This is a genomic window from Mesorhizobium sp. WSM3868, from assembly GCF_002294785.1.
Classification (GTDB): Bacteria; Pseudomonadota; Alphaproteobacteria; order Rhizobiales; family Rhizobiaceae; genus Mesorhizobium.
The window spans coordinates 1-25,855 of sequence record NZ_NSGB01000030.1 but is presented as its reverse complement, the minus strand read 5'-3'; the positions used below and the strand labels follow the sequence as shown (position 1 = coordinate 25,855).

The window sequence follows — 25,855 nt, the reverse complement described above, 5'->3', positions numbered from 1 at the left end:
TGATGTCTTCGCCACGTCTCCTGCAACAGCGGCAGTGACCGGTTCCATCGAATTGCGGATGAGGAAAGGGAGAACTCCCTCTCCCAGAAAGCATATATGGCGCAGCCCGGGCTTGCGGCAAGCCCCCGGCAATGCCGTATGTACGCTGCCCTTGACCTCAGTTTAGGAAAGGGAGTTTGCATGCGGATTTTACTGTCGACTTACGGTTCGCGCGGCGATGTCGAGCCGGTGGTGGCGCTGGGCGAGCGACTGCAGGCGCTCGGCGCCGAGGTGCGGGTGAGTGTCCCCGGCGATGAAGAATTTGCAGCGCTGTGCGCCCGTGCCGGTGTGGAGCTGGTGCCGGCCTTCGCACCGGTGCGCGAATGGGTAAAGGAGATGACGCGGCGCAGGGCATCGGAATCGCCGAAGGACGTGGCCGCGCTGATCTCCGGCCAGGCGGCCGAGATCCTCGCCAGGCAATACGATACGCTCATGGCGGCCGCCGAAGGCTGCGATGCCGTGGTGGCCTGCGGCCTGTTTCCGTCCTGTGCCGCCGCGCGGCTGGTCGCCGGGCAGCGGCACATGCGCTACATCCTTGCCACCTTCTGTCCGATCTGGCTGCCGTCGGTGCACAACCGGCCGCATGAATATCCGGGACATCCGCTTCCAGCCGGGGTGACCGACAACCGGCTGCTGTGGGAGACGGATATCGCGACCAAGAACGCGCTGTTCGGCCAAGCGATCAACAGCTGGCGCGCGTCGCTCGGATTGCCTGCGGCGGAGAATGTCCGCGATTATGTCTACGGCGATCCGGTCCTGCTCGCCTGCGACCCAGCGCTCGGGCCGTGGCTGCCCTCGGACCTGACCGATGCCAGGCAGACCGGCGCCTGGATCCTGGCCGACGAGCGGCCGCTGCCCGACGGGCTGGAGGCATTCCTCGAAGCCGGCCCGCCTCCGGTCTATGTCGGCTTCGGCTCCATTGCCGTGGCCAAGGAGGCTGGCCGTGCGGCCATCGAGGCGGTCCGCGCCAAGGGCCGGCGCACGGTGATCGCGCGTGGCTGGGCCGAGCTTGGCCTTACCGACGACCGGGACGATTGCTTCGCCGTCGGCGATGTCAACCAGCAGGCGCTGTTCCGCCGCGTCGCCGCCGTCATGCATCACGGCGGTGCCGGAACGACCGTCGCCGCCGCGCGGGCAGGAGCGCCGCAACTGGTGGTGCCGCAGATCGGCGACCAGCCGTACTGGGCGCGGCGGGTGGCCGAGCTCGGCATCGGCGCAGCTCATGACGGCCCGGTTCCGACAGCGGGGTCATTGTCGGCGGCGATGGAGACGGCGCTGGCGCCCGAAACCCGCATCCGTGCGAGCGAGGTTGCCCGTTCGGTCCGCGCCGACGGCGCGGCGGTGGCGGCGAAGCTTTTGATCGAGATGTTCGGTCGTGCCTGACCTTCACTGCGTCAGTTCCGCCAGCGCCCTCTGCAGGGGCGCCGGCGAGACCTGGATCGGGCCGGAGAAGGGGTTGTCCATGTCGATGATCAGATAGATTGCCGCGGCCACCAGCGCCCCGGACACGAGGCACGTGAAGATGATGGTTCCATTGCACGGTGCTCGGAAGCCGAAGCTGGCGAAGATCAGCGTCAGCCAGGCAACGAGCAGCGCGATCAGCGGCGCGGGGATGGCACCCTCGGACTGCTCGGCCAGAATCCAGCGCTGCGCGATCACCTTCTGCAGCTGCTGTGTCGCCGCCTGTTGCGCGGCGGTCTGCTTGGCATTCGCAGGGGTCAATCCGCCCACGATATCGCCGACCTGATTGAGCAGCAGTTCCGACAGCCTGCTCGGGACGACCGTCGTGTCGCTGTCGGCCGTCGAGGTATCGACGACGCGCTGCACATAGGCGGTGAGCGATTGCCGGGCGCCGTCCGCCTCCGGTCCATAGCGTCGGAGCGTTCTGTCGAGCAGAATGAGATCGGTGGCGAAGGTGTGGACGTTGACGTTGATGGATTCGAACGTGTTCTTGGCCGAGTTGATCATCAGGCCGAGGACCAGCGAGGACATCACCATGAAGAGGTTCGCGGCGAGCCGCACCACCGCGCTGGTATCGTCGCCAAGGTGGTGAGCAGGGAAGCGCTCATGCACCATCAGGCTGACCAGCGACGCCCCGACCAGACAAGCAAAAATCGCCGCCCCTATAAGCACTTCGCCCATAGCTGATATTGCGCACGGGAAAGGACGGTTGCCAATTGGGTGGAGGTGGTTGAATCAAAGCGGAAGCATACAGGCGTATGTGGTTGTTCGCGAACGATGCTTTCGGGCTCTTCGTCATGTGCAGCGGAGCGAAGGGCAAAAACCGCTTCCAATGCCGGCCGAAGACGCTATCTATTGCGCCGGGCGGCTCCACCCTCTCACCATCACGAGGCAATCCATGACAATTCGCGCTGTCGTCTGGGGCGAGAACATCCATGAGCGGACCAATGAGGTCGTCGCCGGCATCTATCCGCAAGGCATGCACACGACCATCGTCAACGCGCTCAACGCCGACAAGGCGATCTCCGCCTCGACCGCGACGCTGGAGCAGCCGGAGCATGGGTTGCCTGAATCCCGCCTCGCCGAGACCGACGTGCTCGTCTGGTGGGGTCACAAGGACCATGGCGCGGTGGCCGACGATGTGGTCGAGCGCGTCGCACGCCGCGTCTTCGAAGGCATGGGACTGATCGTGCTCCACTCCGGCCATTTCTCGAAAATCTTCAAACGGCTGATGGGCGCGCCCTGCACGCTCAAATGGCGCGAGGCCGGCGAGCGCGAACGGCTCTGGGTGACGAGCCCCAGCCACCCGATCGCCGAAGGCATCGGCGAGTATTTCGAGCTCGAGAACGAGGAGATGTATGGCGAGCAGTTCGCCGTGCCGGAGCCGCTGGAGACAATCTTCATCTCCTGGTTCCAGGGCGGCGAGGTGTTCCGCTCAGGCCTTACCTACCGGCGCGGCGCCGGCAATGTCTTCTACTTCCGCCCAGGCCACGAAACCTATCCGACCTACCACGACGCGACCGTGCACAAGGTGCTGCGCAACGCAGTGAAGTGGGCGCACAACCCGCAGGGCAGGAATTCCGCCATCCTCAAAGCACCCAAGGTGCCGGTGGAGAAGGCGCTGGAGCCGATCGTCGAACGCGGCGGCAAGCTGCATGCGCCCGGCGAGGCTGGTTTCCGCTAAACCGTATTCTGTCTGGGATTGCGTATCAACGACAATTAGATCGCCCGCCTCATATCATTGAATCGAACCAATTCCTCTGGAGGAGCAAAATGCGGCTTTTGATACTCGGTACCGGCTGGATGGCGCAGGAGCATGCCCGCCGCTTCGGCGCCATCGAAGGCGTCGACATCGTCGGTGCCGTCGATGTCGATCCGGCCCGCGTCGGCGAATATGCCGACGCCTACAAGATCCCGAAGCGCTTCACCTCGCTGGAGGCGGCGCTCGACTGGGACGGTTTCGACGCGGTCGCCAATGTCACGCCCGACCGCATCCATCACCCGACCACCATGGCGCTGATCGCCGCCGGCAAGCCGGTGCTTTGCGAAAAGCCGCTGGCCGAGAATTTCGGCAAGGCAAGCGAGATGGCCGATTCGGCGGAAGCCGCCGGCGTCGTCAACATGGTCAACCTCACCTACCGCAACGTCGCGCCTTTGCAGAAGGCGCGACAAATGGTGCAGGCCGGCGAGATCGGCATGGTGCGCCACGTCGAGGCCTCCTATCTGCAGAGCTGGCTGGTATCGAAATTCTGGGGCGACTGGCGAAACGACCCCAAGTGGCTCTGGCGGCTCTCGCGCGGCCACGGCTCAAACGGCGTGCTCGGCGACGTCGGCATCCACATCCTCGACTTCGCCAGCTATGGCGCCGCCCTCGATATCGACCACGTATTCTGTCGGTTGCGCGCCTTCGACAAGGCGCCGGGCAACCGCATCGGCGAATACCAGCTCGACGCCAATGACAGCTTCGCCATGACGCTCGATTTCGCCAACGGCGCCTTCGGCGTGGTGCATGCCAGCCGCTGGGCGAGCGGCCATCTCAACGAGCTCAGGCTGCGCATCTATGGCGACAAGGGCGCCATCGAGGTGGTGCACAATCTCAATGGCTCGATGTTGAAGGGCTGCATCGGTGCCAATGTCGAGGACGCCAAATGGGAAGAGCTCGACGCCGGCACCGTGCCGACCAACTACCAGCGCTTCGTCGAGGCGGTGAAAAGCGGCGTGCAGGCCGAGCCCAATTTCCGCCATGCGGCTGGTCTGCAGAAGGTGCTGGATCTGGCGGTGGTGTCGGACGAGAAGCGCGCCGAGCTGAGAGCCCACGCGGACACGCAGTGAGGCCGAACCTGCCGATCTCCCCCGCAACGGCCCGCAACGGGGGAAGACTGGCGGCCATCACACACAAATCTTTCAATCATTTCTTGAAGCCTTGATCTCGCCTTTCGTGATTTGATGCGGCCACAAAGCTCGGGAGGCTTCATTGACCGACTATATCGGGTTGCCGAAGGCCGAAGTGCACATCCACGTCGAGGGCTGCTTCGAGGCCGACGACGTGATCAGGAATTGCGAGGAGGCTGGCATCCCGCTGCGCGCGCCGCGCGACAGGCTCTTCGAGGCGCATGATCTGAAGAGCTTCCTCGAAATGCTCGACTGGCTGTGCGGCACGTTTCGTACGCGCGAGCAGCTGGCCATCACCGCCTATAAATTTGCGCGGCGCATGGCCAAGAGCGGCGTGCGCTACGCCGATGTCATCGTCAATCCGACCCACTGGCCGCACTGGCACCGGAACATCGCCGGGATGATCGACGCCTTCGATGCCGGGTTCGCGGCGGCCGAGCAGGATGGATACCCGCCGGTCGGGCTCTGCATCAGCCTGCTGCGCACCCAGTCGGCCGAGGACGCCATCGAACTGGTGGAGTTGCTGAGCAGGATCAGGCACCCGCGCGTCGTGGCCCTTTCGATCGACGGCAACGAGGCGGCCGCCGGGCGCACCGGTCCGCGCTTTGCCGAGGCGTTCCGCCGCGCCGCCACGGCCGGATTGCGACGCACCGTCCACGCCGGCGAGTCGAGCGGTCCCGAGGGCGTTCGCGACGCCATCGAGCTGCTTGGCGCCGATCGCATCGACCATGGCGTTCGCGCGATCGAGGAGCCGGCTCTGGTCGACCTGCTCGCACAGAGGCGAATTCCGCTCGGCGTCTGCCCGATCTCCAACATCGCACTCGGCGTCTATCCTTCGCTTGCCGAGCATCCGATCGACGCTCTGCGCAAAGCCGGCGTTCCCGTCTCCATCAACACCGACGATCCGGCGCTGCTCGGCACGACGCTCGAAGCCTCTTACGCCGCCTGCGCCGAGACCTTCGCCTGGGACAGTGAAACCATCCGCCAGCTCGCCGCGACATCGGTGCATGCGAGCTACGCCGACCCGGCGGTGAAGGCGCGGATACTGGCGGATCTGACGGCCTGGCAGGGGTAGGCGACGCTCGGCGGATAGGTGCTTTCACCACGCCGCCGAACTGCATAAGGTGCCGAGACTCGGTCGAAAGGAGCCAGCATGGTCACGCGACGCGCCGAATGTTCCTGCGGTCAGCTGTCGGCCACCTGCGCGGGCGAGCCGGTGCGCATCTCGGTGTGTCATTGCCTCGACTGCAAGCGGCGCACAGGCAGCGCCTTCAGCTACAATGTGCGCTTTGCCGAGGCCGATGTGACGATAGACGGGCGCGCGCTGCAGTTCACGCGCACCGGCGAGCAGGGCGGGCGGATAACCTACAGCTTCTGCCCTGATTGCGGGACCACGGTGCACTACCGCATCGACACGCAGCCCGGCCTTACTGCGATTCCGGTAGGGACGTTCGCGGATCCGTCGTTCCCGCCGCCCTTCCAATCCTTCTACCACCGTAGCCGGCGCTGCGAATGGGTCGAGATAACCGCCAAGCCGCTGACGAAGTTCGGCTGACTTTTGGCCTTGGGTCCTCCCCAGGGGGCGAGGAGCCAAGTCAAGCCCGGCGATAGATCCTCACCGCCGCCTTCACCAGCGCCGCATTCCCGTCCGCCACCGTCCCATCAGGCAGCTCCTTACCGTCCTCGAGCCCGACACGGGTCGAAAACTTCCGCGCCGCCGCCCGCTCGACGAAGGGCCACACGGTCGCGTTCTCGCCATGCAGCAGGATCGAGCGGTGAATGCCTTCGCGTTGCAGCAGCGTTTCGATGCCGTCGGCGACGGCAAAGGCCTCCTCCAGCGTCTGCTCGGAAATCTCGATCAGGACGCGCAGCACCCGGCGGCCATGATCGAGGCTGGCCAGCCTGAGCGCATCGCCGATCGACGCCAGCCCGGCCTCGATGCCGACGCCGCGGTTGCGCAACGCTTCCATCACTTCGGGCGCCGCCGCCTCGCTGAGATTGACCGAGGCGTAGTCGGGCAGCTCATGCCAGCCGGCGATGGCGGCAATCGTGCGCCTGTCGTCCTTCTCGATCCAGGCGCCGGTCGAAATGCCGATCAGCGTGCCGGGGCAGGCGCGGCGCAGCGCCGTCACCGTCCGGTCCATCGCTTCCGGGGCAAGGCTTTCCTGCCGGTCGGCGCCGCGCGCATGCACATGCAGTTCGGCGGCACCCGCCGCAACCGAGGCCGCGCCGTCGCGTGCCATGGCATCCGGGTCGAGCGGCAGGGCGGGGTGAAAATCCGGGGCGCGGGCGCCGTTGATGCAGGCCTGGACGATCATGGCGGTCGATCCTGTTCAGGCGGAGTCTAGCGCAGGGGTGCATAGACTGGAAACGGAACCTGCGGGCGGGATCCCAAATGCTCCTTCCTCAACCTCTTTTTCATCCGCTCCAGCGCCGGCTGGCCGCCTGCCGCGAGTTCCTTGGCAACCCGCGCCAAATCCTCATCCGCCTTTCGATATTTGCTGCCCCAAGCGCCAAGCGTGGCGAGTATCGGCAAAAGGTCGATGCCGGCCTCGGTCAGCCGGTAGATCGCTTTCAGCCTGTGGGTCGGGTCGTCGCTGCGGGTGAGGACGCCTTCGTCGACCAGGGTCTGCAGCCGCTCGGCGAGCGTGCGCGACGAGATGCCTTCGTCCGACTGCAGGAACTCGCGAAAATGCCTTTTCCCGGCGAAGGCCAGGTCGCGGATGAGGAGCAGCGTCCAGCGGTCGCCGATGAGCTCGAGCGACAGGCTGATCGGGCAGCCGGACCTTTCCTTGGTCGACATGAATTTAGTTCCATTTGTAAATCACTTTTCAATTGACAGCATTCCATTCGCACGTCAAATGATTTCAAAAGTAAACCGTGTTTGGAGATGCGAGAGGACCGCGCAATGAAAAAGCTCATCCTGCAAATGCAGATGTCGGTCGACGGCTTCGTCGGCGCCGATGAGAACCGTCATTGGCAGCTTTGGGAATGGGGCGACGAGAGCGACTGGGACGACGAGCTCAAGCAGGACTTCAATGCCGTGTTCGAAACCGTCGACACGATTCTGCTCAGCCGCAAGATGGCCGAGGAGGGCTACCTCAATCACTGGGGCAATGCGGCGAGGAAATTTCCGCGAGACCGTTTTTATGCCTTTGCCCAACGTATCATCGCAGCTGACAAGGTGGTGCTGAGCGACAGTCTGAAGGCGTCGCGGTGGGAGCGTACCAGGGTCGCGAGCGGCGATCTGCCGCGCGAGATCAATGCGCTGAAGGCGGGCGAAGGCGGCGACATTGCCGTGTTCGGCGGCGCCGGCTTCGCCTCGGCGCTGATCGCCGCCGGGCTGGTCGACGAGTTCCAGCTCTTCATCAACCCGGCGGTGCTGGGGGCCGGCCGTCGCATCTTCGATCAGGCGGGCTTCGCCAGGCTGAAGCTCACCGGCTCGAAGGCCTATGCCTGCGGCATGGTGGTGAACCGCTACGCGCCGGCCGGGTGAGGCTTGAATCGATCTGGCAGCACGCCGTCTCAACCGCTTGTTCGCTTGTCGTTTCCCGGCCAATTGCGAACCGTCAGTGCCATGCCTTATCCGCCTCCCAGCGCGTTGGTTTCCCGATACCCCTCTTCGTCGTTGGCCGCGGCGGCGAACCGCCGGGCTTCGTGCGACGTGAGACCGATGAGCGCGCGCCCGGCATGTTCGGCGGGCTTGTCATTGGCCATGTCGAACACCGCCCAGCTATGATGAGGCGGCTCCTGCACCGCTACGAACCTCATTTGAGCCCGCTCTGATGAGATGCCAACATAGCAGATGCTTTCTGTCGGTCTGTGACTGGCTCACACAGGGTGCGCTTTCCGATCGGTTCAGCAATAGGGCGCTTTATCGCGTCGATATCCTCGAGGTCGCTACGGCAAAGCGTAGAGCGCCTTCAAGGCCATCGTCGCGCCGCGATACTCGACGAAGCTCTTGGGACAATCGCTTACGGCGAGCCGGTAGAGCCGCACCGCCTCGTCGCTGTGCCCCTGCAACCGACTGAGTTCCGCGGTATAGAAATTGGCCTCACACACCTGCCCCTGCCTGGTTTGCGGATTCGGGTCGTCCGCTGCCGCCAGCACCTCGGCCGGCGCTAGGTCGCCGAGCAGCATGCGCGCGACTGGTGCCGGCCATTTCGTCATATCGAGCTTGCCTGTCGCAGCACGCAATTCGCTTTGCCCGCCGGCGTGGCGCTCGGCCAAGTCGCGCCAGATCGCGGAATAGGGATCGTCGGGTTTCAGGGCGGCCAATCGACGAAAATCGTACTGCGCATCTGAGAGCGCGCCCGCATAGAAATGCACCAGGCCGCGGCCCCGGTAGGCGTTGGCGAAGTTGGGATCGAGGCCGATTGCCTGATCGTAGTCGGCGATGGCCTTTTCGTAGTTCCCTTTTGCCGTCCAGCTTTTGGCGCGATTGTAGAAGAATCCCGCATTCTTGCCGTAGATCTCGATGGCCCGGTCGAAATCGGCGATACCGCGGTCGTAGTCGCCCTTGCTGGCCCATACGAAGCCTCGCCAATTGAAAGCACTGGCATCTGTCGGGTCGAGCGCGATGGCCTCGTCATAGTCGGCGGCGGCGCGGTCATTGTCGCCCTTGCGAAGCCAGGCCAAGCCACGGCCGGCATAGGCGCCCTCCAACTTTGGATCGAGAGCGATCGCCTGGTCGAAATCGGCAATGGCGCGGTCGTAGTCGCGTTTCATCGACCAAGCCGAGCCTCGGGCGAAAAAGGTGCCTGCCTGCTTTGAATCAAGGGCGATCGCCTGGTCATAGTCGGCTATGGCTCGGTCGAAATCGCCCTTGTCGATTCGAACTGATCCCCGGGTGCGATAGGCGACGGCGAATTTCGGGTCGAGGCTGATCGAGCTATCGAGGTCGCTCAGCGCCCGGTCGAGATCGCCCGTGTTCCACAAGGCGAGGCCCCTGTTGTAATAGGCGCTCGGATCTTTCGGGTCGGCAGCGATGACCCCGTTGTAGTCGGCGATTGCGCCGTCATAGTCGCGCATATTCGAGCGGGCGTTGCCGCGTCGATAGAGTGCGTGCGCATTGTTCGGATCGAGGCGAATCACCGCCTCGTAATCGGCAAGCGCGCGCGCTTCGTCGCCCATGCCGGCCAGAGCATCGGCCCGACTGTTCAGGCAATCCACGTCCGTTGGCTTGAGCTTGATGGCCTGATCGAAATCGTCGATGGCACGACCGAGTTCGTTCTTGTTGAACCACGCGTTGCCACGGTTGCAATAGGCACCGGCATCGGCCGGCGTCAGCCTGAGCACCATGCCGAAGTCTGCAATGGCCCGATCGTTCTCACCTTTGTCGGCCCACGTCACGCCGCGGTTGTAGTAAGGGTCGGCGCCGTTCGGGTCGAGATTGATCGCCTCGTCGTAATCGGTGATGGCTCGATCGGGCTCCCCTTTTCCGCGCCAGGCGTTGCCACGGTTGTAGTACGCGTTGGCGAGTTTCGGATCCATCTTGATCGCCTCGCTGTAGTCGGCGATGGCGCGATCGAGGTCGCCTTGCGCCGCGAAGGCAGTACCGCGTATGACAAAAGCGGCCACGTGATTGCCTTTCGTCTCCGATCGATCCTCGATGACCTGTGTGCAGGCGACGATGCGCCGAGCAGGTTTGACAGTCTTGCCGTCGCAGGCCGGATGATCGTCGTACTCATAGATCGCGGCCGAAGACGGCTCGGCAACGACGAGGGACAACAACATCAACGCCAGCATCGGCCGCACAGGCCGCGGCCATCCCCAAAAATGAGTCGCCAACCCCGCCATTCCAAATGCCCCCGTGCGCCGCTACGAGCGGTGCCCGCCGCATTCTAGCAAAGACGCCTCAGCGAGCAATCGCTGGTTGCGTCGTTCGATCGCTTGTCAGCCGCGTCTGACCGAGCCTCACTGCCCGGCCTGGTCCGCGTCCGTCAGCGTGCCGAGGAAGGCGACGATGTCGTCGATCTCGGCGTCGGTCAGCGCCGGCTTCTCGCCTGGTTGCCTGCCGTTGAAGGGCGGGTCGGTGTTGAGGTTTCCCCAGTAGGCCTTTGGCAGATCGTCGAATTTCTTGACCGTGCCGTCCGCGTTCTTCGGATACCAGCGGCCGGGATCTGTGTCGCGAGTGGCGTAGAAGGCGACGGCCTCGCGCAGCGAGTGGACATAGCCGTTGTGGAAGAAGCTTTTGCGCAGCGCGACATTGCGCAGGGTCGGCGTCTTGAACAGGCCGCAATACTCGCTCCGGCTCTTGAAGTCGGCCCGCAGCGGCCCGCACAGCCCGAGGTCGAGATAATTGGGATCGGCGTTGGTCGGGATCGCCTGGTTGCGCGGCACGGCGATGGCGATCAGGCCGTAATCGGTGAATTGCGGCGGCTCGCCGTCATTTGCCGGCTCGCTCAGATGGCAGCTCGCGCAATTGCCTTTGTTTGCGTCCTCGAACAGCGCACGGCCGCGCAACTCCTGCGCGGTCAACTGCGCCTTGCCGGCAAGGAAGGCGTCGTAGCGGCTGGAATAGGGGTAGAAATCGGCGCTGCTCTGCTCGAAGGTGCCGAGCGCCTCGACCGCCGCGTCGAAGGCATCCTGCTGATGGTCGAAAATATCCGCGCCGAACGCCGCCTTGAACGCGTCGGCATAGGGCGCTTTGCGCAAGGCGGCGACCACGGCGGCTTCATCCTTGTTGCCCATCTCGAACGGCGACAGCAGCGGGATCCTCGCCTGGTCCTTGCCGTGGTCGGCGCGCCCGTCCCAAGTCAATCCGCCGGTCGGGCCATTGTCGACGCTTTCGTCGCCCTCGTCCTCGGAGTCGTAGAAGTGCTCGGTGAAGGCCGGCGCCGCCTGCAGGTAGCGCAGCGACGGCACGGCGCGCAGGCCGGGCCGGTCGAGGTTCGGCCCGCCCATCTCGACCGGCGCGGCGGAGGCCGGGCCGAAGGCGTGGTTGGGATCGTGGCAGGACGAGCAGGCCTGTCTGCCCGAAGCCGACAGCGATGGGTCGAAGAACATTTCTCGCCCTAGCGCCGTCAGTGCTTCGGCGCGTGCGAAGGCTTGCGTGCGCGACATCGGGCCAGGATGGACGCTGCCCGCCGGCTGGCCGGCGGCGGGCCAAAGAACGGCGACGGCGAGAGCGGCGAGCGTGGCAAATCTCCGTGGTGTCATGACCCTCAATCCCGTTTGCCATTGGCCCGGCAGCGCGGTGCCGCGGATTGTTGACTGGCGGAGGCAAATTGCCAAGCCGGTACGCGGCAAATCCGCCCTCCACGCACATTTCCTCGCACGAAGAGAACCGCAGCTGCACCCTGGATGGTTGCCGAGATAAATTCCCGTCCGCTATCAATGGCCTCCAAACCGGACGAAGGACTTTCGATGAGCGAGCTGAAGATCAGAACCCGTGCTACCGGCGCCTGCGCCGTGCTGCCGCCGGGCGGCTTGCCGGCGGTAACGACGCCAACCGGCGGCACGGTCGACGTGGTGACTGCGGTCAGCGCGCCGGGCTTCAACCCGCTCGACCTGCTCTATGCCTCCTTGGCCGCCTGCATGGTGCTGAGCGCCCGCATCGCCGCCACCCGCCTCGGCGTCGCCGACCGGCTTGGCGAGGTGAGGGCGGATGTCGGCGGCGAGAAGGCGAAGGACGAGCCGTCGCGGGTGGAAAGGTTCAATATCCGGTTGGAGATTGCCGGCGACCTCGACGCGGCGACCAAGCAGCGCATCGTCGAGGACGCCGAGACGATCTGCACCGTCTCCAACACGCTGCGCGGCGCGCCGGCGCTGCACGCGATGCTGGGGTGAGGGGCGTGGCGCATCTCTCTGCGATCGACTATGCGACCGCCTCCGACGAAATCCGCGCCGAGCATGATCGGGAGCTTGCGCTGCGCGGCCGCATGACCAACATGAAGCGCATCCTGCTTCACTCGCCGGCCGCGCACCGCATCTATGCCGAATGGTTCACGCTGCGCGATCTCCTGCGTCCGACGCTCGAAGACCGGGCGATCTGGCTGTTTTCGAAGGCGATCGCCGAGACGATGCGCGCCGAGGTCCCGGTCACCTTCTTCCGTCGCGCGCTGATCGATTCCGGCCTCGATCCGGATCTGATTGAACCCAGCCCCGACGAAGCGCGGCTGATGTCCTTCGGCAGGGCGCTCGCCGCGGACGCCAATGCCGTTGCCGACGAGACCTGGGTCGCGCTGAAGGCGCGCTACGACGAAACGCTGCTCGTCAACCTCGTCGCCTTCGCCGGCATCATGGTGGCGACCTGCGTCTTCACCAATGGAGTGAAGGTGGATCTCGATCCCGGGCTGGAGGGGTATCGCCGGAACGCTTGAGGCGAAGACCCCCGGGGCTGGCCGTTGCCTTGCTCTGCCTGCTGCGCATAGACTGAGCCCGGGAACGAGCGATCGGGGGGACCTCGATGCGTTGGCGTGTGGGCTTGCTTGTGTTGGCAGCGGCGCTGCTGGCCGGATGCGTCGCCAATGACGTCGAGCCCATCAACACCCATGTGACGCAAGTCGGGCCTGGCTCGCCGGACTACCTTCCCGATGCTCCCGCCGACGGGTCGACCGTGGTCGCGCTGTCCTTCTCTGGCGGCGGCACGCGCGCCACCGCCTTCAGCTATGGCGTGCTTCGGGCGCTCGACGATGTCGTGGTCGGCAGCGGCGGGCGAGCGCATACGCTGATCGACGACGTGCGCGTCGTCGGCGGCGTTTCTGGCGGTGCGGTGACGGCGGCCTATCTCGGCTACAAAGGGCGTGGTTATCGCGAGCTTCGCGAGCGCTTCTTGCTGCGCGATGCCGAGAGCTCGCTGCGCACCGCCAAGCTCGCTCCGGCCAATCTGGCGCGGCTGTGGAAAGGCGGCGTCAACGACCGCAGCACCTTTGCCGCGTGGCTGGACAGGAACCTGTTCGACGGTGCCACTTACAGCGCCTTCAGACGTCCCGGCGCCCCGCTGGTCTGGATCCACGCATCCGACATCTACAACGGCACGGCCTTCGGCTTCACCTACGACCGCTTCGCGGCCATCTGCAGCGATCTCGACAAGCTTCGTATCGCCGATGCGGTGGCGGCCTCGGCGGCGTTCCCCGCGGTGTTCGCGCCGGTTGTCGTCTCGACGACCACGCCGACAACCAGATGCAACTACAAGCAGCCCGACTGGATCGAACGCGGTCTCAACGATCCGGAGGCACCGGAACGGGTCAAGGCCGCGGCTCGCGCCATGGATTCCTACCAGAACAACGACCGCGTCAACTACATCAAGCTGCTTGACGGCGGATTGACCGACAACATCGCGGTGGTCGGCTTCGCGGAATCGCTCGACATCGCCGGCAGTCCGCACAGCCCGTTGTCGCCGCAGGCGGCGGTGAGGATGCGAACGCTGATCATGATCGTTGCCGATGCGGGCCGCAGGAAAGAACCCGACTGGGTCACGGTCAAGCAGGGACCGGGCCTGATGATCGACGCCACCGCCGGCACCTCGATCGCGTCCTCGGTGCGCGACGAATTCGATTCCCTCAAGCTCGAATTCCGGCTGTGGCGCGAAAAGCTGGTCAAATATCGCTGCAGCCTGCCGGCGGCGGTGGTAGCGCGCTACCGCGGCAGCCTGTCCGGCTGGAAGTGCCGCGACGTCCAGATGGTGGTTGAACTGGTCTCCTTCGCCGACCTGCCGCCAGACGAGGCAGCCGCGCTGAACGTCATCCCGACCCGGCTGAGGCTGACGCCGGAGCAGGTCGAGCGGACCATCCGGGCCGGCCGCGACGCGGTGCGCCTCAACCCGCGCCTGCAGCAGGCATTCCGCCGCGCGCAGGGCCGCGCGGGCTTCGTTGCGGCTGGTTCGCCGTAAAGGCCGCGCCATTTCCGCAGGAATCGGGTGGCCGCCGCTTCGCCTCCGCCCCACTTTGATGGCATCGAAGGAGGCGCTCATGACTGTCCATTCCCTCAACACCAAACGCGCCGGACGCTCCGCCGAATCCCGTGTCGCCGCGCAGGACTGGCACGCGCTCGTCTCCGAGCTCAACGCCCAGGGCTGCGCTGTCGTGCCCGGCCTGCTTTCGCCGGAGGAATGCGCCGAAATCGCCGCGCTCTATCCGCACGAAGAACATTTCCGCAGCCATGTGGTGATGGCGCGCCATGGCTTCGGCAGGGGCGAGTACCGCTATTTCCGTTATCCGCTGCCTGATCTGATCGAGGGCCTGCGCACTGCGCTTTATCCACGGCTCGCCGACGTCGCCAATGACTGGAACGAGAAGATGGGCGCCGCGCTCCGTTACCCTTCCGACCACGCCGCCTTCCTCAAGCGTTGCCACGACGAGGGCCAAACCAAGCCGACGCCGCTTCTGCTGCAATACGGCCCCGGCGACTTCAACTGTCTGCATCAGGATCTCTATGGCGCGCTCGCCTTTCCGCTGCAGGTGGCGATCCTGCTCTCCGAACCCGGCAAGGATTTCACCGGCGGCGAATTCGTGCTGACCGAGCAGCGCCCGCGCATGCAGAGCCGCGCCGAGGTGGTGCCGCTCAAGCGCGGCGACGCGGTGGTCTTCGCCGTGCACAAAGTGCCCCTCCGGCACCGATGGCGAGCACGACGGACGCCATCGAAACATTGTCCGGAGCCTCCCACAGGTTCCACCCGTCGTGTTCGCCGAACGCGTACCAGAACCCGTGCAGCTTTCCGCCGACCGATTCTATGTACGAGCTGGCTGCCTTGCGGCGATCCTCGGGGTTTTCGATCATTCGAGCCCAGGTCTCGGGCGTGTAGCTGAAGCGCGTCAGGTACATGGCCATGGTTGACCTCCCTTGCCAGAGCCCATCAAGTGGTTGGCTCCAGCACTAAGCGCTCGATCGGTCGGCGACGCCAATCAATTTCACCGCGGCTGGGTTCTGCCTCGAAGGAATAGCCGAGCGCGCGGGATGCGGCGCTTCTGCCTCTTCCCTCCGCAGCCTCATTCGCGTATGCCCCGGGCAAATCCCGCCATCTCAGCGCAGTTTCCCGGGCCGCCCCATGATCCGTCTCGAAAATATCGGCAAGCAGAACGGCCGTCAGATCGTCTTCATCGAAGCCTCGGCCGCCCTGCAGAAGGGCGAGAAGGTCGGCCTCGTCGGCCCGAACGGCGCCGGCAAGACTACGCTCTTCCGCATGATCATCGGCCAGGAGCAGCCGGACGAAGGCCAAGTCTCGGTCGATCGCGGCGTTACCATCGGCTATTTCAGTCAGGATGTCGGTGACATGGAGGGGATGAGCGCCGTCGCCGAGGTGATGGAAGGCGCCGGCCCGGTGAGCGCCGTCGCAGCCGAGATGCGCGAGCTCGAGAACGCCATGGGCGATCCCGACCGCGCCGACGAGATGGACGCGATCATCGAGCGCTATGGCGAGTTGCAGCACCGCTTCGAGGAACTCGACGGCTATGCGCTCGACGGCCGCGCCCGCGAGGTGCTCGACGGCCTCGGCTTCTCCCAGGAGATGATGGACGGCGACGTTGCAAAACTCTCCGGCGGCTGGAAGATGCGCGTCGCGCTCGCCCGTATCCTGCTGATGCGGCCCGACGTCATGCTGCTCGACGAGCCGAGCAACCATCTCGATCTTGAGAGCCTGATCTGGCTGGAGAAATTCCTCAAGGACTATGACGGCGCGCTGCTGATGACCTCGCATGACCGCGAGTTCATGAACCGCATCGTTTCGAAGGTGATCGAGATCGACGCCGGCGGGCTCACCTCCTATTCCGGCAACTACGAATTCTACCAGGAGCAGCGGGCGCTGGCCGACAAGCAGCTGCAGGCGCAGTTCGACCGCCAGCAGGCGATGCTTGCCAAGGAGATCGCCTTCATCGAGCGCTTCAAGGCGCGCGCCTCGCACGCCGCCCAGGTGCAGAGCCGGGTGAAGAAGCTCGACAAGATCGACCGCATCGAGCCGCCCAAGCGTCGCCAGACGGTGGCCTTCGAGTTCCAGCCTGCGCCGCGCTGCGGCGAGGACGTGGCGACGCTGAAGGGCATCCACAAATCCTATGGCAGCCGCTCGATCTATGCCGGCCTCGACTTCCAGATCCGCCGCCGCGAGCGCTGGTGCGTGATGGGCGTCAACGGCGCCGGCAAGTCGACGCTTTTGAAGCTCGTGGCCGGCGCCTCCGAGCCGGATGAGGGCTCGGTGGCGCGCGGTCCGAGCGTCAAGATGGGCTATTTCGCCCAGCACGCCATGGAACTGCTCGACGGCGAGCGCACCGTGTTTCAGACGCTGGAAGACAATTTCCCGCAGGCCGGCCAGGCGCCGCTCAGGGCTTTAGCCGGCTGCTTCGGCTTTTCCGGCGACGAGATCGAGAAGAAGTGCCGCGTGCTCTCGGGCGGCGAGAAGGCAAGGCTGGTCATGGCGCTGATGCTGTTCGATCCGCCGAACCTTCTGGTGCTCGACGAGCCGACCAACCACCTCGACATGGCGACCAAGCAGATGCTGATCGAGGCGCTGGCGCAATATGAAGGCACGATGCTGTTCGTCTCGCACGACCGCCATTTCCTGTCCGCCCTATCGAACCGCGTGCTGGAGCTCACGCCGGATGGCATCCACACCTATGGCGGCGGCTATACGGAATATGTCGCCAGGACGGGGCAAGAGGCACCGGGGCTGAGGGGGTAGGGCGGCGCTCTGACCTCCGAGCGTAGTAGCGTGGAGAAGCCTTGACCCGTCGGCAGGACAGAGGGGGGCGCGAAGGATCGCGACCGATCTCACCCTTGCGCCGCCTCCTCGTGAGAAGTCACGGCAGGATCCGGGCTCCGTGAGGCGCCCAACGCCCCCACTACTCCCTCGCCAAACCGCGCTCGATCAGGCGAGCAAGCCGCGCCGAAAACGCCCTGGCATCGGCCGGCCTGTCGCCGTCCAGCACGCGCGCCTCGTCGTAAAGCAGATGCGCGGCGTCTTCCTTGAAAGCGCGCTCGCCGTCGCCGAGCTTCGCCAGCGCCGTGACGCGCTCGTGCCGCGGGTTGATCTCGAGGATCGGCTTGGCCGCCTTGTCGAGGCGGCCGGCGGCGTTGAGCAGCCGCTCGAACTGGCGGTCGGGACCGTGCTCCGGTGCGACCAGGCAGACCGCGCTTTCGGTCAGGCGGTCGGAGGCCTTCACGTCCGAGAGCTCGTCTCCCAGCGCCGTCTTCACGAAGGCCAGGAAGGTCGCGATTTCGGACGAGATTTCGGCATCCGGCTTGGACGCGGTGTCGAGCAGCGGGATCTCCGACAGTTCGGCCGCGCCCTGCGTCACCGATTTGAACGGCTTGCCGTCGAATTCCGGCGCCATCGTCGTCCAGAAACTGTCGACCGGATCGGTCAAAAGCAGCACTTCGATGCCGCGCGCCCGGAACCCTTCGAGCTGCGGCGAGACCTCGAGTCGGGCGCGGTCTTCCCCGGCCATGAAGAAGATCGCCTTCTGCCCTTCCTTCATCGCGGCGACATAATCGGCCAGGCTGCGCAGCGTCTCGCCGGAAGCGGTCGAGCGGAAGCGGGCGAGCTTCAGCAGCTGCTCGCGCCGCTCGTAGTCCTCGTAGATGCCTTCCTTGAGCACGACGCCGAAATTCTCCCAGATCTTGGCGTAGGCCTCGGCATCGTTATCGGCGAGTTTGCCAAGATCGCCGAGGACGCGGTTGGTGACACCCTTGCGGATCGCGGCGGGCAGCGGGTTTTCCTGGATCATCTCGCGCGAGACGTTGAGCGGCAGATCGGCGGAATCGACCAGGCCGCGCACGAAGCGCAGATAGCGCGGCAACACGTCGGCATCGTCGGTGATGAAGACGCGCCGCACGTAGAGCTTCATACGACCCTTGCGGTCCTGGTCGAAGAGATCGAACGGACGCGAGCCCGGCACGAAGGCAAGCGCGCTGTATTCGTGCCGACCCTCGGCGCGGAAGTGGATGGTGGCGGCCGGCTCGTCATACTGGCCGGCGATGCTGCGGTAGAAGTCGGTATATTCCTCGGGCTTTATGTCACTCTTCGGCCTCACCCATAGCGCCGTGCCGTCGGCGATATCGCGCGGCTCGGCGCCCGGCTTCTCAACAAGCGTGATCGGCACCGGCACGTGGCCGGACTGCGACTTCGCCAGCCCTTCGAGCCGGTAAGGCGTGGTGTAGGAACTCGCATCGTCCATCAGATGCAGCACGACGCGCGTGCCGCGCCTGGGAGCTGCCGCAAGCGGCACGGGAGCGATCTCGTAGGTGCCCTTGCCGTCGGAAGACCAGCGCCAGGCTTCCTCGCTGCCGGCCTGCCGGCTGATGACATCGACATGATCGGCCACCATGAAAGCGGAGTAGAAGCCGACGCCGAACTGGCCGATGAGTTGCGAGTCCTCAGTCGCCTTGCCGGCCTCGACGCGCTCGATGAAGGCACGGGTGCCGGAGCGTGCGATGGTGCCCAGAGCCTCGGCCATCTCCTCGCGGCCCATGCCGATGCCGTTGTCCTCGACGGCAAGCTGCTTGTTGTCGGGGTCGGCCGAAATGGTGATGCGCGGCTTTGCGTCCTCGCCCAGCAGTTCGGGGCGGGTGATCGCTTCGAATCGCAGCTTCTCGCACGCGTCCGCGCCGTTGGAGATCAGCTCGCGCAGGAAGACGTCCCGGTCCGAATAGACCGAATGCACCATCATGTGCAGCAGCCGCGAGACATCCGCCTCGAATGTCCTGGTTTCCGTCGTCTTGGTATCCGTCGTCATTCAGAATCTTCCCACATAGTAACTCTGGCCCGTCGCGCCGCGGCGTGTCGAACCTGCCGATCTCCGCCGATGAGGGGAGATGTCCGACAGGACAAAGGGGGCGCGTCCCGCCAGCCGATCTGTCGCGGAGTGCTTTCTCGCTTTTCCGGTTCTTGTCAATTCAGAAGGGTGCCGTTTCCCTCGCGCTCCCTTTTGCCCTAACGACCAATCTCCCCCGATTGGACCCTGTCGGGGGAGATTGGCTGTGTCGGCGCCGCGCCTCCCCAGCGTCCTAGAAGTCCATGCCGGCGCCGGCGGGCATGGCGGGTGCCGCTTCCTTCTTCGGCTTCTCGGCGACCATCGCCTCGGTGGTGACGAGCAGGCCGGCGATCGAGGCTGCATCCTGCAGCGCGGTGCGCACGACCTTGGCCGGATCGATGACGCCCTGGCTGAAAAGATCGCCATACTCGCCGGTCTGGGCGTTCCAGCCATAGGCGAAATCGGTCTTCTCGCGCAGCTTGCCGACGATGATCGAGCCTTCCGCCCCGCTGTTCTCGGCGATCTGACGCGCCGGCGCCTCGATGGCGCGCCGCACGATGTCGACGCCGTATCTCTGGTCGGGGTTGTCGGCAGCCACCGCGTCGAGCGCATTGGCGGCCCTGAGCAGCGCCACGCCGCCGCCCGGAAGAATGCCTTCCTCGACCGCCGCGCGCGTCGCATGCATGGCATCGTCGACGCGGTCCTTGCGCTCCCTGACCTCGACCTCCGTCGAACCGCCGACGCGGATCACAGCCACGCCGCCGGCGAGCTTGGCCAGACGCTCCTGCAGCTTCTCGCGATCGTAGTCCGAGGTGGTCTCCTCGATTTGCGACTTGATCTGCGCGACGCGGCCCTGGATCTCCTCCTTCTTGCCGGCGCCATCGACGATCGTGGTGTTCTCCTTCTCGACCACCACTTTCTTGGTGCGGCCGAGCATCTCCAGCGTGACGTTCTCAAGCTTGATGCCGAGATCCTCGCTGATAGCGGTGCCGCCGGTGAGGATGGCGATGTCCTCCAGCATGGCCTTGCGGCGGTCGCCGAAGCCCGGAGCCTTGACGGCCGCAACCTTCAGGCCGCCGCGCAGCTTGTTGACCACCAGCGTCGCGAGCGCCTCGCCCTCGACATCCTCCGCGATGATGAGCAGGGGCTTCGCCGACTGAACCACCGCCTCCAGAACCGGCAGCAGCGCCTGCAGGTTGGAAAGCTTCTTCTCGTGGATCAGCACATAGGGCTCTTCGAGCTCGACGCGCATCTTATCCTGATTGGTGATGAAGTAAGGCGAGAGATAACCGCGATCGAACTGCATGCCTTCGACCACTTCCAGCTCGGTGTCGGCGGTCTTGGCTTCCTCGACGGTGATGACGCCCTCGTTGCCGACCTTCTGCATCGCCTCAGCAAGGAAACGGCCGATCTCGGCATCACCATTGGCCGAAATCGTGCCGACCTGGGCGATCTCGTCATTTCTGGTCACCTTGCGGGCGTTGGTCTTCAACTCCTGAACAATAGCCTCGACGGCTTTGTCGATGCCGCGCTTCAGATCCATGGGGTTCATGCCGGCGGCAACGGCCTTGGCACCTTCCCTGACGATGGCCTGGGCGAGAACGGTCGCGGTGGTCGTGCCGTCGCCGGCGATATCGCTGGTTTTCGAGGCGACCTCGCGCACCATCTGCGCGCCCATGTTCTCGAACTTGTCCTCGAGCTCGATCTCCTTGGCGACAGTGACGCCGTCCTTGGTGATGCGCGGAGCGCCGAACGACTTGTCGATGACGACATTGCGGCCCTTAGGGCCGAGGGTGACTTTCACCGCGTCGGCGAGAATATTGACGCCGCGCAACATGCGGTCGCGGGCGTCGGAATGGAATTTCACTTCCTTGGCAGCCATTGGAACACTCCTTCAGCAGGCAGCTTTCATTCACCGGATCGGGTGGGCCGGTTCAAGCCGCTTTTCCCAACGCCGATGTCTGCTCGACCACACCCATCACGTCGCTTTCCTTCATGATGAGCAGGTCTTCACCGTTGAGCTTGATCTCGGTGCCGGACCACTTGCCGAACAGGATGCGGTCGCCGACTTTGACGTCGAGGGGAATGAGCTTGCCGCTCTCGTCGCGCGCGCCGGAACCGACGGCGATGATCTCGCCTTCCTGCGGCTTCTCCTTCGCCGTGTCCGGGATGATGATGCCGCCGGCCGTCTTCTCCTCGGCCTCAACGCGGCGGACCAGAACGCGGTCATGCAATGGATGGAACTTCATATCGTTCTCCTTCGGGACAAACAGATTTTGAGAGGTTCCTCCACTCCGGACCGGAAGGACCGGAGCGGGGCTCGCGATCCTTTTCGGCCTCGCGCATGTGGATTTGGTTTTGCACGCGCCGGTTTCAAGAGGCCGCAAGAAATTTTTTGGCACTCGCAACAGCCGAGTGCTAGCGCCGTGAAAACAAAGGTAATTATGCAGCTTTGACGGGCACGTCCCGGACCCCTTGACGGCAAAGGAATCAATTCCCAAATCGAACCTGCCGGCGCCTGAAGTGGCCGGCAAGGTCAAGGAGCGCCGCTGCCTTGGCGCTCCTCGTATCTATGTTGCTCAATGGAGGATGTAGCTATGAGAACCAGTTTCGACTTTTCTCCCCTGTTCCGGTCGAGCATCGGCTTCGATCGAATGCTGAACGCGCTCGAGACCGCAAGCCGCATCGAAACCGCTGACAACTGGCCGCCCTACGATATCGCCAAGAGCGGCGAGGACGACTACCGCATCACCATGGCCCTGGCAGGCTTCAGCCAGGACGAACTGGCCATTACCCAGGAGCAGAACATGCTGATGGTTTCTGGCCAAAAGGCAGGCGAGGATAACGGCGAGTACCTGCATCGCGGCATTGCCGGCCGCGCATTCCAGCGTCGCTTCGAGCTTGCCGATCACGTCAAGGTCGTCGATGCGAGCCTCGTCAACGGCCTGCTGACAATCGACCTCAAACGCGAGATCCCGGAAGAAATGAAGCCGCGCCGGATCGAGATCACGGCGGACAAATCATCGCCAAAGGCCGCGACAAAGAAAATCGAGGCCGACAACAAGGCGGCCTGAGCCTTCTCGCCGCGCTTTGCGCCAAGCGCCGGGTGATGTTCCCGGCGCTTCCTTGTCTTCCGGATGAACAGAAAGGAGGAAAAAATGAGTGTTCGTGATCTGATTCCCTGGGGCCGAAACAATGGCAACCAGGTTCCAAGTGTCTTCCGCGACGGCGAACGCGATCCTTTCCTGTCGCTGCATCGCGAGGTGAATCGGCTGTTCGACGACGTCTTCCGGGGTTTCGGTTCCGGCTTGCCATCCCTAGGCGGCGTATCAGCCTTTGGTGCCGGCTGGCCGAGCGTTGAGATCTCCGACAACGAGAAGGAGATCAAGGTGGCGGCCGAAGTCCCGGGCCTGGACGAGAAGGACATCGAGGTGCTGCTTGATGATGGCGTGCTGACGCTGAAGGGTGAAAAGCGCTCCGAGACGGAGGACAAGGAGCGGCAGTTCTCCGAGCGCGTCTATGGCCGCTTCGAGCGTCGCATCCCGCTGGGCTACGAGATCGAAGAAGACAAGATCGATGCCCGCTTCAAGAACGGCGTGCTGACGGTAATGCTGCCCAAGACCGCGAAGGCGCAGTCGCAGGCCAAGCGTATCGAAATCAAGAGCTGATGTCTCAGTGCAGGGGTTGGACCGACCGGTCCGGCCCCTGCGGCATGACGGAACTCTCGTGGCTAGATGGAACGGCCAACGCTGGCGTGGGTGCTGGCTGGAGCGTGGAACGGCTCCCTTTCCAAACGAGTGATCCGCTCGCAGCGGGCGCAAGAGGCTCGCTTGCGGCTCGATGACGTGCGGCCGACGCAGGCCATTCTAACCGTTTACCGCGCTGAGCGCAGATGCCGCTGACGGAACACCGCGCAAGCCTCTGGAAATCCGCGATAACCTTAATTCCTTCCTTCTTTTGGTCAGGCTTCCCGTACGGAACGTTAAGGGCTAGATTAGCAATTCGTTAAGTAATACGGCGGGTGTGAGCGTAAGAGGTGTGCCGTTATGAATTTCAAATCCCTGATCAAACGGGCCGAGGACGTAGACAAGGAATTTCAAGAGCTCCAGTCGGATCTGGCAGAGGCTTTCGAAGAATGTCTTTCGGCTGACGAAGAGACGTCCCCGGGATACGATTCTGCCGCCGACCTGGCGGCAAGCGAGGAGGAACCGCCGGGCGAGACTCAGTCCGAGGCTTCCGCCTCCCGGCTGACGCCGCACACCCAGACACGGTTGGCCGCCTTGGAAGCCGTTTCCGGACTCTTCCGCGACGGACAGGGTCATCTGGAGGAGATCGGGTCAAGGCTGGCCGAGATCGCCACAGCGCACCACATGACGCGCGATATCCTGAACGCCCTGCATCGCGATGCGCTGCGCGCCAATGAGCTGGAGCTGGAGAACGCCGCTCTGGGCGCCGAACACAAGGCCTTGTCGGAACAATTGCTTGACGCTACGCGCAAGCAGCGCGAACGCGACGGCGCGGCCGAGGCCTGGCAGCAGCGCGAGGCAAGTCTCGTCCAGGACAGGGAGTCGCTGCGCGAGGCGCTTGCAGCGGTACGGCTCGAAATGGTCGAGATGGGCAATGAGAGCGCCAGGCGCGAGGCGGAGTTCGGTGAGATCGTCAAGACGCTGACGGCCAAGACCGTCGAAGCCGACAGGCGCGCTGTCGAGAACAAGCTGCTGCGCGAAAAGCAGGTCGGGCTTTCGATCGAGCTGGAGCAGGCGCAAAAGCGCGAGGCCGAGGCCCGGCACAAATTCGACGAGTTCGCGGCGACCCACGCCAACGAAGCCACGCGCATTGCCGAACTTATGGCCCAGCTCGGTAGCCACGAGAAGGAGGAGGCCCGGCTGCAGAAATCGTTGGAGACGACGCAGGCCAAGCTTGCCGAGGTAACCGAAGCCGCCCGCATTGCCGAAAGCGATGGCGCGGCGGAGCTTGCGCGGAGCCGGGCGGAGCTGCGCGGCTTGCGCTCCGAAATCCAGGAGCTGCAATCGCGGCTGGAGCAGGCCTCCATCGACAAGACCGAGGCGGTCGCCGAGGCCACAGGACTGAGGGCGCAGTTGAATGACGCCGTGACCGAGCGGCAGATCGCGGAAGAGAAGCTTGCCGTTCTCAGGAACGAGAACGAATTGGACAAGAAGAATTTGTCGGTGATCAGCACCAATCTCTCGCAGCTATCGCTGCAGCAGGCGTCGGAGCAGATCCAGCTCGATATCCAGAAACAGGAATGCGAGGACCTGCGCGCCGAGGTCGAGACGCTGAATGCCCGCATCAAGGAGCTGCTGCCTTACGAGCGGCTGCACAGGGTGACGGACGCCCGGGCTCGGCAGGATGTTGTGCCCGTGACGAATGGGCATGTCACCAACGGGCATATCGTGGAGCCGGCGCGGCCCACCGCCAGGCGCCGGCGCAACATGAGGGCCGCCGCGAGCTGAGGGAAGGATGTCTAGCCAGCTCGGCGCTTCACCGCTCTGGGCCTACTTCCCGGTCATCCGGTCAGCAAGCTGCTGGGCCTCGGCAAGCAGTGCCGGGAAGGCCGGATCGCCCGGCAGGCGCTCGCCCATGCAGGCGCGATAATCGCCGTCGCCTTTTTCCCAGGCGGCGTTGGCGGAATCATAGGCCTGCTGGTCCTTCAGGTCCGAGTTCTGATAGGTCTGCTGAAATTTCTGGGCAGCCGCGTCCGCCGCGGTCCAAAGCGCCTCGCAGGCCGCGATCTTCGGCACGGCCGGTGACGCGGGCGCCTCGGCGATCAGGACGCGGTCGCCCTTTACCACCGCGACGACGACCTGCTGGTCGTAGATCGGTCCGACATCCTGCGTCCAGCCGCCGAGCCGCGCGACGGCGATATCGGCGCCTTCGGGCTTCTTCAGCGAAAAGTCGAGCGTCTTCACGAATGCGGCGTCGCTGCCGATCGCCTGCGTATAGAAGGCGTCTAGCTTGAGCGCCTCGTCGATGCCGCCGGGCAGCCGGAGGCCTTCATCGTCCTCGTCAGCCTTGGACCGCAGCCAGCGCTCGACCAGCCCGCGGGTCGTCGCGACGATGCTCGGGCCGGCATCGCTCTTGGCGTAGCGCAGCCCGTCCAGCATGCCGAAGCCAATATCGGAGGCGCTCAGGCTCTGCAGATTGATCGTGCCGGTTGCCGGAAAATCCTTGACCGAAAGCGGACCCAGAATGGCGGAAAGACGCTTTTCCAGATCGGCCAGCGCCTTGGTGTTGGCGCCATCGAGCGTCTCCACTTCCGCGTTCGAGCTCTCCTGCGCCGCGATGTCGGAAATAGCCTTGTCGCGCGCGGCGATATAGTCGTCCTCCGGCGAGGCCGCGAAAACCACGCCGCTCGCCAGCGCGAACAAAAACGCCCAGACCAGCCGCATTCTATAACCCCAATTCAAACCAAAGCCTTTGTGGCCTTCGCCTGACTTGGCGGCTTTTGCGTGGCGGAATCCCGAGGAGAACCCGAATTTAATATCCCGCCTTCCGCTTCTCTACCTCCGCCTTCCTCAGCAGGAACCGCTGGATCTTGCCGCTCGATGTCGGCGAGGAGGTGAGGCACGCCGCGACAGTTGCGCTCTACGGCGCCCCCCTCTGTCCTGCCGGACATCTCCCCCACGAGGGCAGGGCTATCGCATATGAGTAAAGAGTTCATAGAAGAAGTCTTTGCTCCAATTGGCCCTGCGCATCTTGCTGGCGATTGGTTTGTCGAGGGGATGGGCAGCCAAGATGTTTTGGGCGAGCCTGCGGAT

General features: G+C 64.5%; 23 protein-coding genes and 2 pseudogenes. 14 read left to right on the top strand and 11 right to left on the bottom strand.

Annotation, left to right across the window (positions count from 1 at the left end; genetic code table 11):
* Window positions 1-180: 180 nt before the first annotated feature.
* On the top strand, window positions 181-1,422 hold the full coding sequence (locus tag CK221_RS28730; RefSeq protein ID WP_095780168.1) for a glycosyltransferase: 1,242 nt from the start codon (window positions 181-183) through the stop codon (window positions 1,420-1,422).
* A gap of 3 nt (window positions 1,423-1,425) precedes the next feature.
* Here CK221_RS28730 and CK221_RS28725 read toward each other — a convergent pair whose 3' ends face one another.
* Window positions 1,426-2,181 carry a DUF4239 domain-containing protein gene (locus CK221_RS28725; RefSeq protein ID WP_095780167.1) on the bottom strand — a complete coding sequence of 252 codons (756 nt, stop codon included), beginning with the start codon at window positions 2,179-2,181 and terminating at the stop codon, window positions 1,426-1,428.
* 217 nt (window positions 2,182-2,398) lie between these two features.
* Here CK221_RS28725 and CK221_RS28720 point away from each other — a divergent pair, with 217 nt between their 5' ends.
* From CK221_RS28720 to CK221_RS28705, 4 genes are all read left to right on the top strand, one after another.
* A complete protein-coding gene (locus tag CK221_RS28720) occupies window positions 2,399-3,184 on the top strand; it encodes a ThuA domain-containing protein (RefSeq protein ID WP_095780174.1) in 786 nt (261 codons plus the stop codon).
* An 89-nt stretch (window positions 3,185-3,273) separates the two neighbouring features.
* The gene (locus tag CK221_RS28715; protein ID WP_095780166.1) at window positions 3,274-4,332 is read left to right on the top strand and encodes a Gfo/Idh/MocA family oxidoreductase; all 1,059 of its coding nucleotides are present in this window, start codon (window positions 3,274-3,276) and stop codon (window positions 4,330-4,332) included.
* A 142-nt stretch (window positions 4,333-4,474) separates the two neighbouring features.
* On the top strand, window positions 4,475-5,467 hold the full coding sequence (add, locus tag CK221_RS28710; RefSeq protein WP_067325419.1) for an adenosine deaminase: 993 nt from the start codon (window positions 4,475-4,477) through the stop codon (window positions 5,465-5,467).
* 78 nt (window positions 5,468-5,545) lie between these two features.
* Window positions 5,546-5,947 carry a GFA family protein gene (locus CK221_RS28705; RefSeq protein ID WP_066992839.1) on the top strand — a complete coding sequence of 134 codons (402 nt, stop codon included), beginning with the start codon at window positions 5,546-5,548 and terminating at the stop codon, window positions 5,945-5,947.
* A gap of 40 nt (window positions 5,948-5,987) precedes the next feature.
* Here the strand turns inward: CK221_RS28705 and CK221_RS28700 are convergent, their stop codons facing one another.
* Together CK221_RS28700 and CK221_RS28695 are read right to left on the bottom strand one after the other, a co-directional pair.
* Window positions 5,988-6,710 carry a 3-keto-5-aminohexanoate cleavage protein gene (locus tag CK221_RS28700; protein ID WP_095780165.1) on the bottom strand — a complete coding sequence of 241 codons (723 nt, stop codon included), beginning with the start codon at window positions 6,708-6,710 and terminating at the stop codon, window positions 5,988-5,990.
* 26 nt (window positions 6,711-6,736) lie between these two features.
* A complete protein-coding gene (locus CK221_RS28695) occupies window positions 6,737-7,195 on the bottom strand; it encodes a helix-turn-helix domain-containing protein (RefSeq protein ID WP_095780164.1) in 459 nt (152 codons plus the stop codon).
* Window positions 7,196-7,300: 105 nt separating this feature from the next.
* Between CK221_RS28695 and CK221_RS28690 the strand changes: the two genes are divergently transcribed.
* Window positions 7,301-7,888: a dihydrofolate reductase family protein gene (locus tag CK221_RS28690; RefSeq protein WP_095780163.1), complete on the top strand. Its 588-nt coding sequence runs from the start codon at window positions 7,301-7,303 to the stop codon at window positions 7,886-7,888.
* An 86-nt stretch (window positions 7,889-7,974) separates the two neighbouring features.
* On the opposite strand, the gene CK221_RS31165 is transcribed toward CK221_RS28690, so the two are convergent.
* From CK221_RS31165 to CK221_RS28675, 3 genes are all read right to left on the bottom strand, one after another.
* Entirely contained in the window at window positions 7,975-8,109 is a 135-nt protein-coding gene (locus CK221_RS31165; RefSeq protein ID WP_280952202.1) for a hypothetical protein, read from the bottom strand.
* Window positions 8,110-8,292: 183 nt separating this feature from the next.
* Window positions 8,293-10,128: a tetratricopeptide repeat protein gene (locus CK221_RS28680; protein WP_179295224.1), complete on the bottom strand. Its 1,836-nt coding sequence runs from the start codon at window positions 10,126-10,128 to the stop codon at window positions 8,293-8,295.
* A gap of 180 nt (window positions 10,129-10,308) precedes the next feature.
* Window positions 10,309-11,553, bottom strand: coding sequence for a cytochrome-c peroxidase (locus CK221_RS28675; protein ID WP_095780160.1), 1,245 nt, complete (start codon window positions 11,551-11,553; stop codon window positions 10,309-10,311).
* 207 nt (window positions 11,554-11,760) lie between these two features.
* On the opposite strand from CK221_RS28675, the gene CK221_RS28670 reads away from it, so the two are divergent.
* The 4 genes and pseudogenes from CK221_RS28670 to CK221_RS28655 all read left to right on the top strand — a co-directional run.
* A complete protein-coding gene (locus CK221_RS28670) occupies window positions 11,761-12,183 on the top strand; it encodes an OsmC family protein (protein WP_095780173.1) in 423 nt (140 codons plus the stop codon).
* A gap of 5 nt (window positions 12,184-12,188) precedes the next feature.
* Window positions 12,189-12,716, top strand: a complete 528-nt coding sequence (locus tag CK221_RS28665; RefSeq protein WP_095780159.1) for a hypothetical protein — start codon at window positions 12,189-12,191, stop codon at window positions 12,714-12,716.
* 86 nt (window positions 12,717-12,802) lie between these two features.
* Window positions 12,803-14,227, top strand: a complete 1,425-nt coding sequence (locus tag CK221_RS28660; protein ID WP_095780158.1) for a patatin-like phospholipase family protein — start codon at window positions 12,803-12,805, stop codon at window positions 14,225-14,227.
* A 79-nt stretch (window positions 14,228-14,306) separates the two neighbouring features.
* Window positions 14,307-14,948 (top strand): annotated as a pseudogene (locus CK221_RS28655) (2OG-Fe(II) oxygenase); the annotation flags it as partial.
* On the opposite strand, the pseudogene CK221_RS28650 reads toward CK221_RS28655, so the two are convergent.
* Window positions 14,935-15,165 (bottom strand): annotated as a pseudogene (locus CK221_RS28650) (GYD domain-containing protein); the annotation flags it as partial. The pseudogenes CK221_RS28655 and CK221_RS28650 sit on opposite strands and share 14 nt — an antisense overlap.
* Before the next feature lie 217 nt (window positions 15,166-15,382).
* On the opposite strand from CK221_RS28650, the gene CK221_RS28645 reads away from it, so the two are divergent.
* Window positions 15,383-17,005 carry an ABC-F family ATP-binding cassette domain-containing protein gene (locus CK221_RS28645; protein ID WP_095780157.1) on the top strand — a complete coding sequence of 541 codons (1,623 nt, stop codon included), beginning with the start codon at window positions 15,383-15,385 and terminating at the stop codon, window positions 17,003-17,005.
* A 160-nt stretch (window positions 17,006-17,165) separates the two neighbouring features.
* Here CK221_RS28645 and htpG read toward each other — a convergent pair whose 3' ends face one another.
* The 3 genes from htpG to groES all read right to left on the bottom strand — a co-directional run bounded on the left by htpG (window position 17,166) and on the right by groES (window position 21,325).
* Window positions 17,166-19,058, bottom strand: coding sequence for a molecular chaperone HtpG (gene htpG / locus CK221_RS28640; protein WP_095780156.1), 1,893 nt, complete (start codon window positions 19,056-19,058; stop codon window positions 17,166-17,168).
* A 271-nt stretch (window positions 19,059-19,329) separates the two neighbouring features.
* The gene (gene groL / locus CK221_RS28635; RefSeq protein ID WP_095780155.1) at window positions 19,330-20,958 is read right to left on the bottom strand and encodes a chaperonin GroEL; all 1,629 of its coding nucleotides are present in this window, start codon (window positions 20,956-20,958) and stop codon (window positions 19,330-19,332) included.
* A 52-nt stretch (window positions 20,959-21,010) separates the two neighbouring features.
* Window positions 21,011-21,325, bottom strand: coding sequence for a co-chaperone GroES (groES, locus tag CK221_RS28630; RefSeq protein ID WP_066992870.1), 315 nt, complete (start codon window positions 21,323-21,325; stop codon window positions 21,011-21,013).
* A 348-nt stretch (window positions 21,326-21,673) separates the two neighbouring features.
* Here groES and CK221_RS28625 point away from each other — a divergent pair, with 348 nt between their 5' ends.
* The 3 genes from CK221_RS28625 to CK221_RS28615 all read left to right on the top strand — a co-directional run bounded on the left by CK221_RS28625 (window position 21,674) and on the right by CK221_RS28615 (window position 24,550).
* A complete protein-coding gene (locus CK221_RS28625) occupies window positions 21,674-22,150 on the top strand; it encodes an Hsp20 family protein (RefSeq protein ID WP_066992873.1) in 477 nt (158 codons plus the stop codon).
* Window positions 22,151-22,234: 84 nt separating this feature from the next.
* Window positions 22,235-22,744, top strand: a complete 510-nt coding sequence (locus CK221_RS28620) for an Hsp20/alpha crystallin family protein (protein ID WP_066993187.1) — start codon at window positions 22,235-22,237, stop codon at window positions 22,742-22,744.
* 378 nt (window positions 22,745-23,122) lie between these two features.
* Window positions 23,123-24,550 carry a hypothetical protein gene (locus CK221_RS28615; protein WP_095780154.1) on the top strand — a complete coding sequence of 476 codons (1,428 nt, stop codon included), beginning with the start codon at window positions 23,123-23,125 and terminating at the stop codon, window positions 24,548-24,550.
* Between the two features lie 42 nt (window positions 24,551-24,592).
* Here the strand turns inward: CK221_RS28615 and CK221_RS28610 are convergent, their stop codons facing one another.
* Window positions 24,593-25,486, bottom strand: coding sequence for a hypothetical protein (locus CK221_RS28610; protein WP_095780153.1), 894 nt, complete (start codon window positions 25,484-25,486; stop codon window positions 24,593-24,595).
* Window positions 25,487-25,855: the final 369 nt, after the last annotated feature.

Coding starts and splice junctions, on each gene's coding strand:
- CK221_RS28730 (WP_095780168.1), top strand. CDS start 181: ATGCGGATTTTACTGTCGACTTACGGTTCGCGCGGCGATGTCGAGCCG.
- CK221_RS28725 (WP_095780167.1), bottom strand. CDS start 2,181: ATGGGCGAAGTGCTTATAGGGGCGGCGATTTTTGCTTGTCTGGTCGGG.
- CK221_RS28720 (WP_095780174.1), top strand. CDS start 2,399: ATGACAATTCGCGCTGTCGTCTGGGGCGAGAACATCCATGAGCGGACC.
- CK221_RS28715 (WP_095780166.1), top strand. CDS start 3,274: ATGCGGCTTTTGATACTCGGTACCGGCTGGATGGCGCAGGAGCATGCC.
- CK221_RS28705 (WP_066992839.1), top strand. CDS start 5,546: ATGGTCACGCGACGCGCCGAATGTTCCTGCGGTCAGCTGTCGGCCACC.
- CK221_RS28700 (WP_095780165.1), bottom strand. CDS start 6,710: ATGATCGTCCAGGCCTGCATCAACGGCGCCCGCGCCCCGGATTTTCAC.
- CK221_RS28695 (WP_095780164.1), bottom strand. CDS start 7,195: ATGTCGACCAAGGAAAGGTCCGGCTGCCCGATCAGCCTGTCGCTCGAG.
- CK221_RS28690 (WP_095780163.1), top strand. CDS start 7,301: ATGAAAAAGCTCATCCTGCAAATGCAGATGTCGGTCGACGGCTTCGTC.
- CK221_RS31165 (WP_280952202.1), bottom strand. CDS start 8,109: ATGGCCAATGACAAGCCCGCCGAACATGCCGGGCGCGCGCTCATCGGT.
- CK221_RS28680 (WP_179295224.1), bottom strand. CDS start 10,128: ATGTTGTTGTCCCTCGTCGTTGCCGAGCCGTCTTCGGCCGCGATCTAT.
- CK221_RS28675 (WP_095780160.1), bottom strand. CDS start 11,553: ATGACACCACGGAGATTTGCCACGCTCGCCGCTCTCGCCGTCGCCGTT.
- CK221_RS28670 (WP_095780173.1), top strand. CDS start 11,761: ATGAGCGAGCTGAAGATCAGAACCCGTGCTACCGGCGCCTGCGCCGTG.
- CK221_RS28660 (WP_095780158.1), top strand. CDS start 12,803: ATGCGTTGGCGTGTGGGCTTGCTTGTGTTGGCAGCGGCGCTGCTGGCC.
- CK221_RS28645 (WP_095780157.1), top strand. CDS start 15,383: ATGATCCGTCTCGAAAATATCGGCAAGCAGAACGGCCGTCAGATCGTC.
- htpG (WP_095780156.1), bottom strand. CDS start 19,058: ATGACGACGGATACCAAGACGACGGAAACCAGGACATTCGAGGCGGAT.
- groL (WP_095780155.1), bottom strand. CDS start 20,958: ATGGCTGCCAAGGAAGTGAAATTCCATTCCGACGCCCGCGACCGCATG.
- groES (WP_066992870.1), bottom strand. CDS start 21,325: ATGAAGTTCCATCCATTGCATGACCGCGTTCTGGTCCGCCGCGTTGAG.
- CK221_RS28625 (WP_066992873.1), top strand. CDS start 21,674: ATGAGAACCAGTTTCGACTTTTCTCCCCTGTTCCGGTCGAGCATCGGC.
- CK221_RS28620 (WP_066993187.1), top strand. CDS start 22,235: ATGAGTGTTCGTGATCTGATTCCCTGGGGCCGAAACAATGGCAACCAG.
- CK221_RS28615 (WP_095780154.1), top strand. CDS start 23,123: ATGAATTTCAAATCCCTGATCAAACGGGCCGAGGACGTAGACAAGGAA.
- CK221_RS28610 (WP_095780153.1), bottom strand. CDS start 25,486: ATGCGGCTGGTCTGGGCGTTTTTGTTCGCGCTGGCGAGCGGCGTGGTT.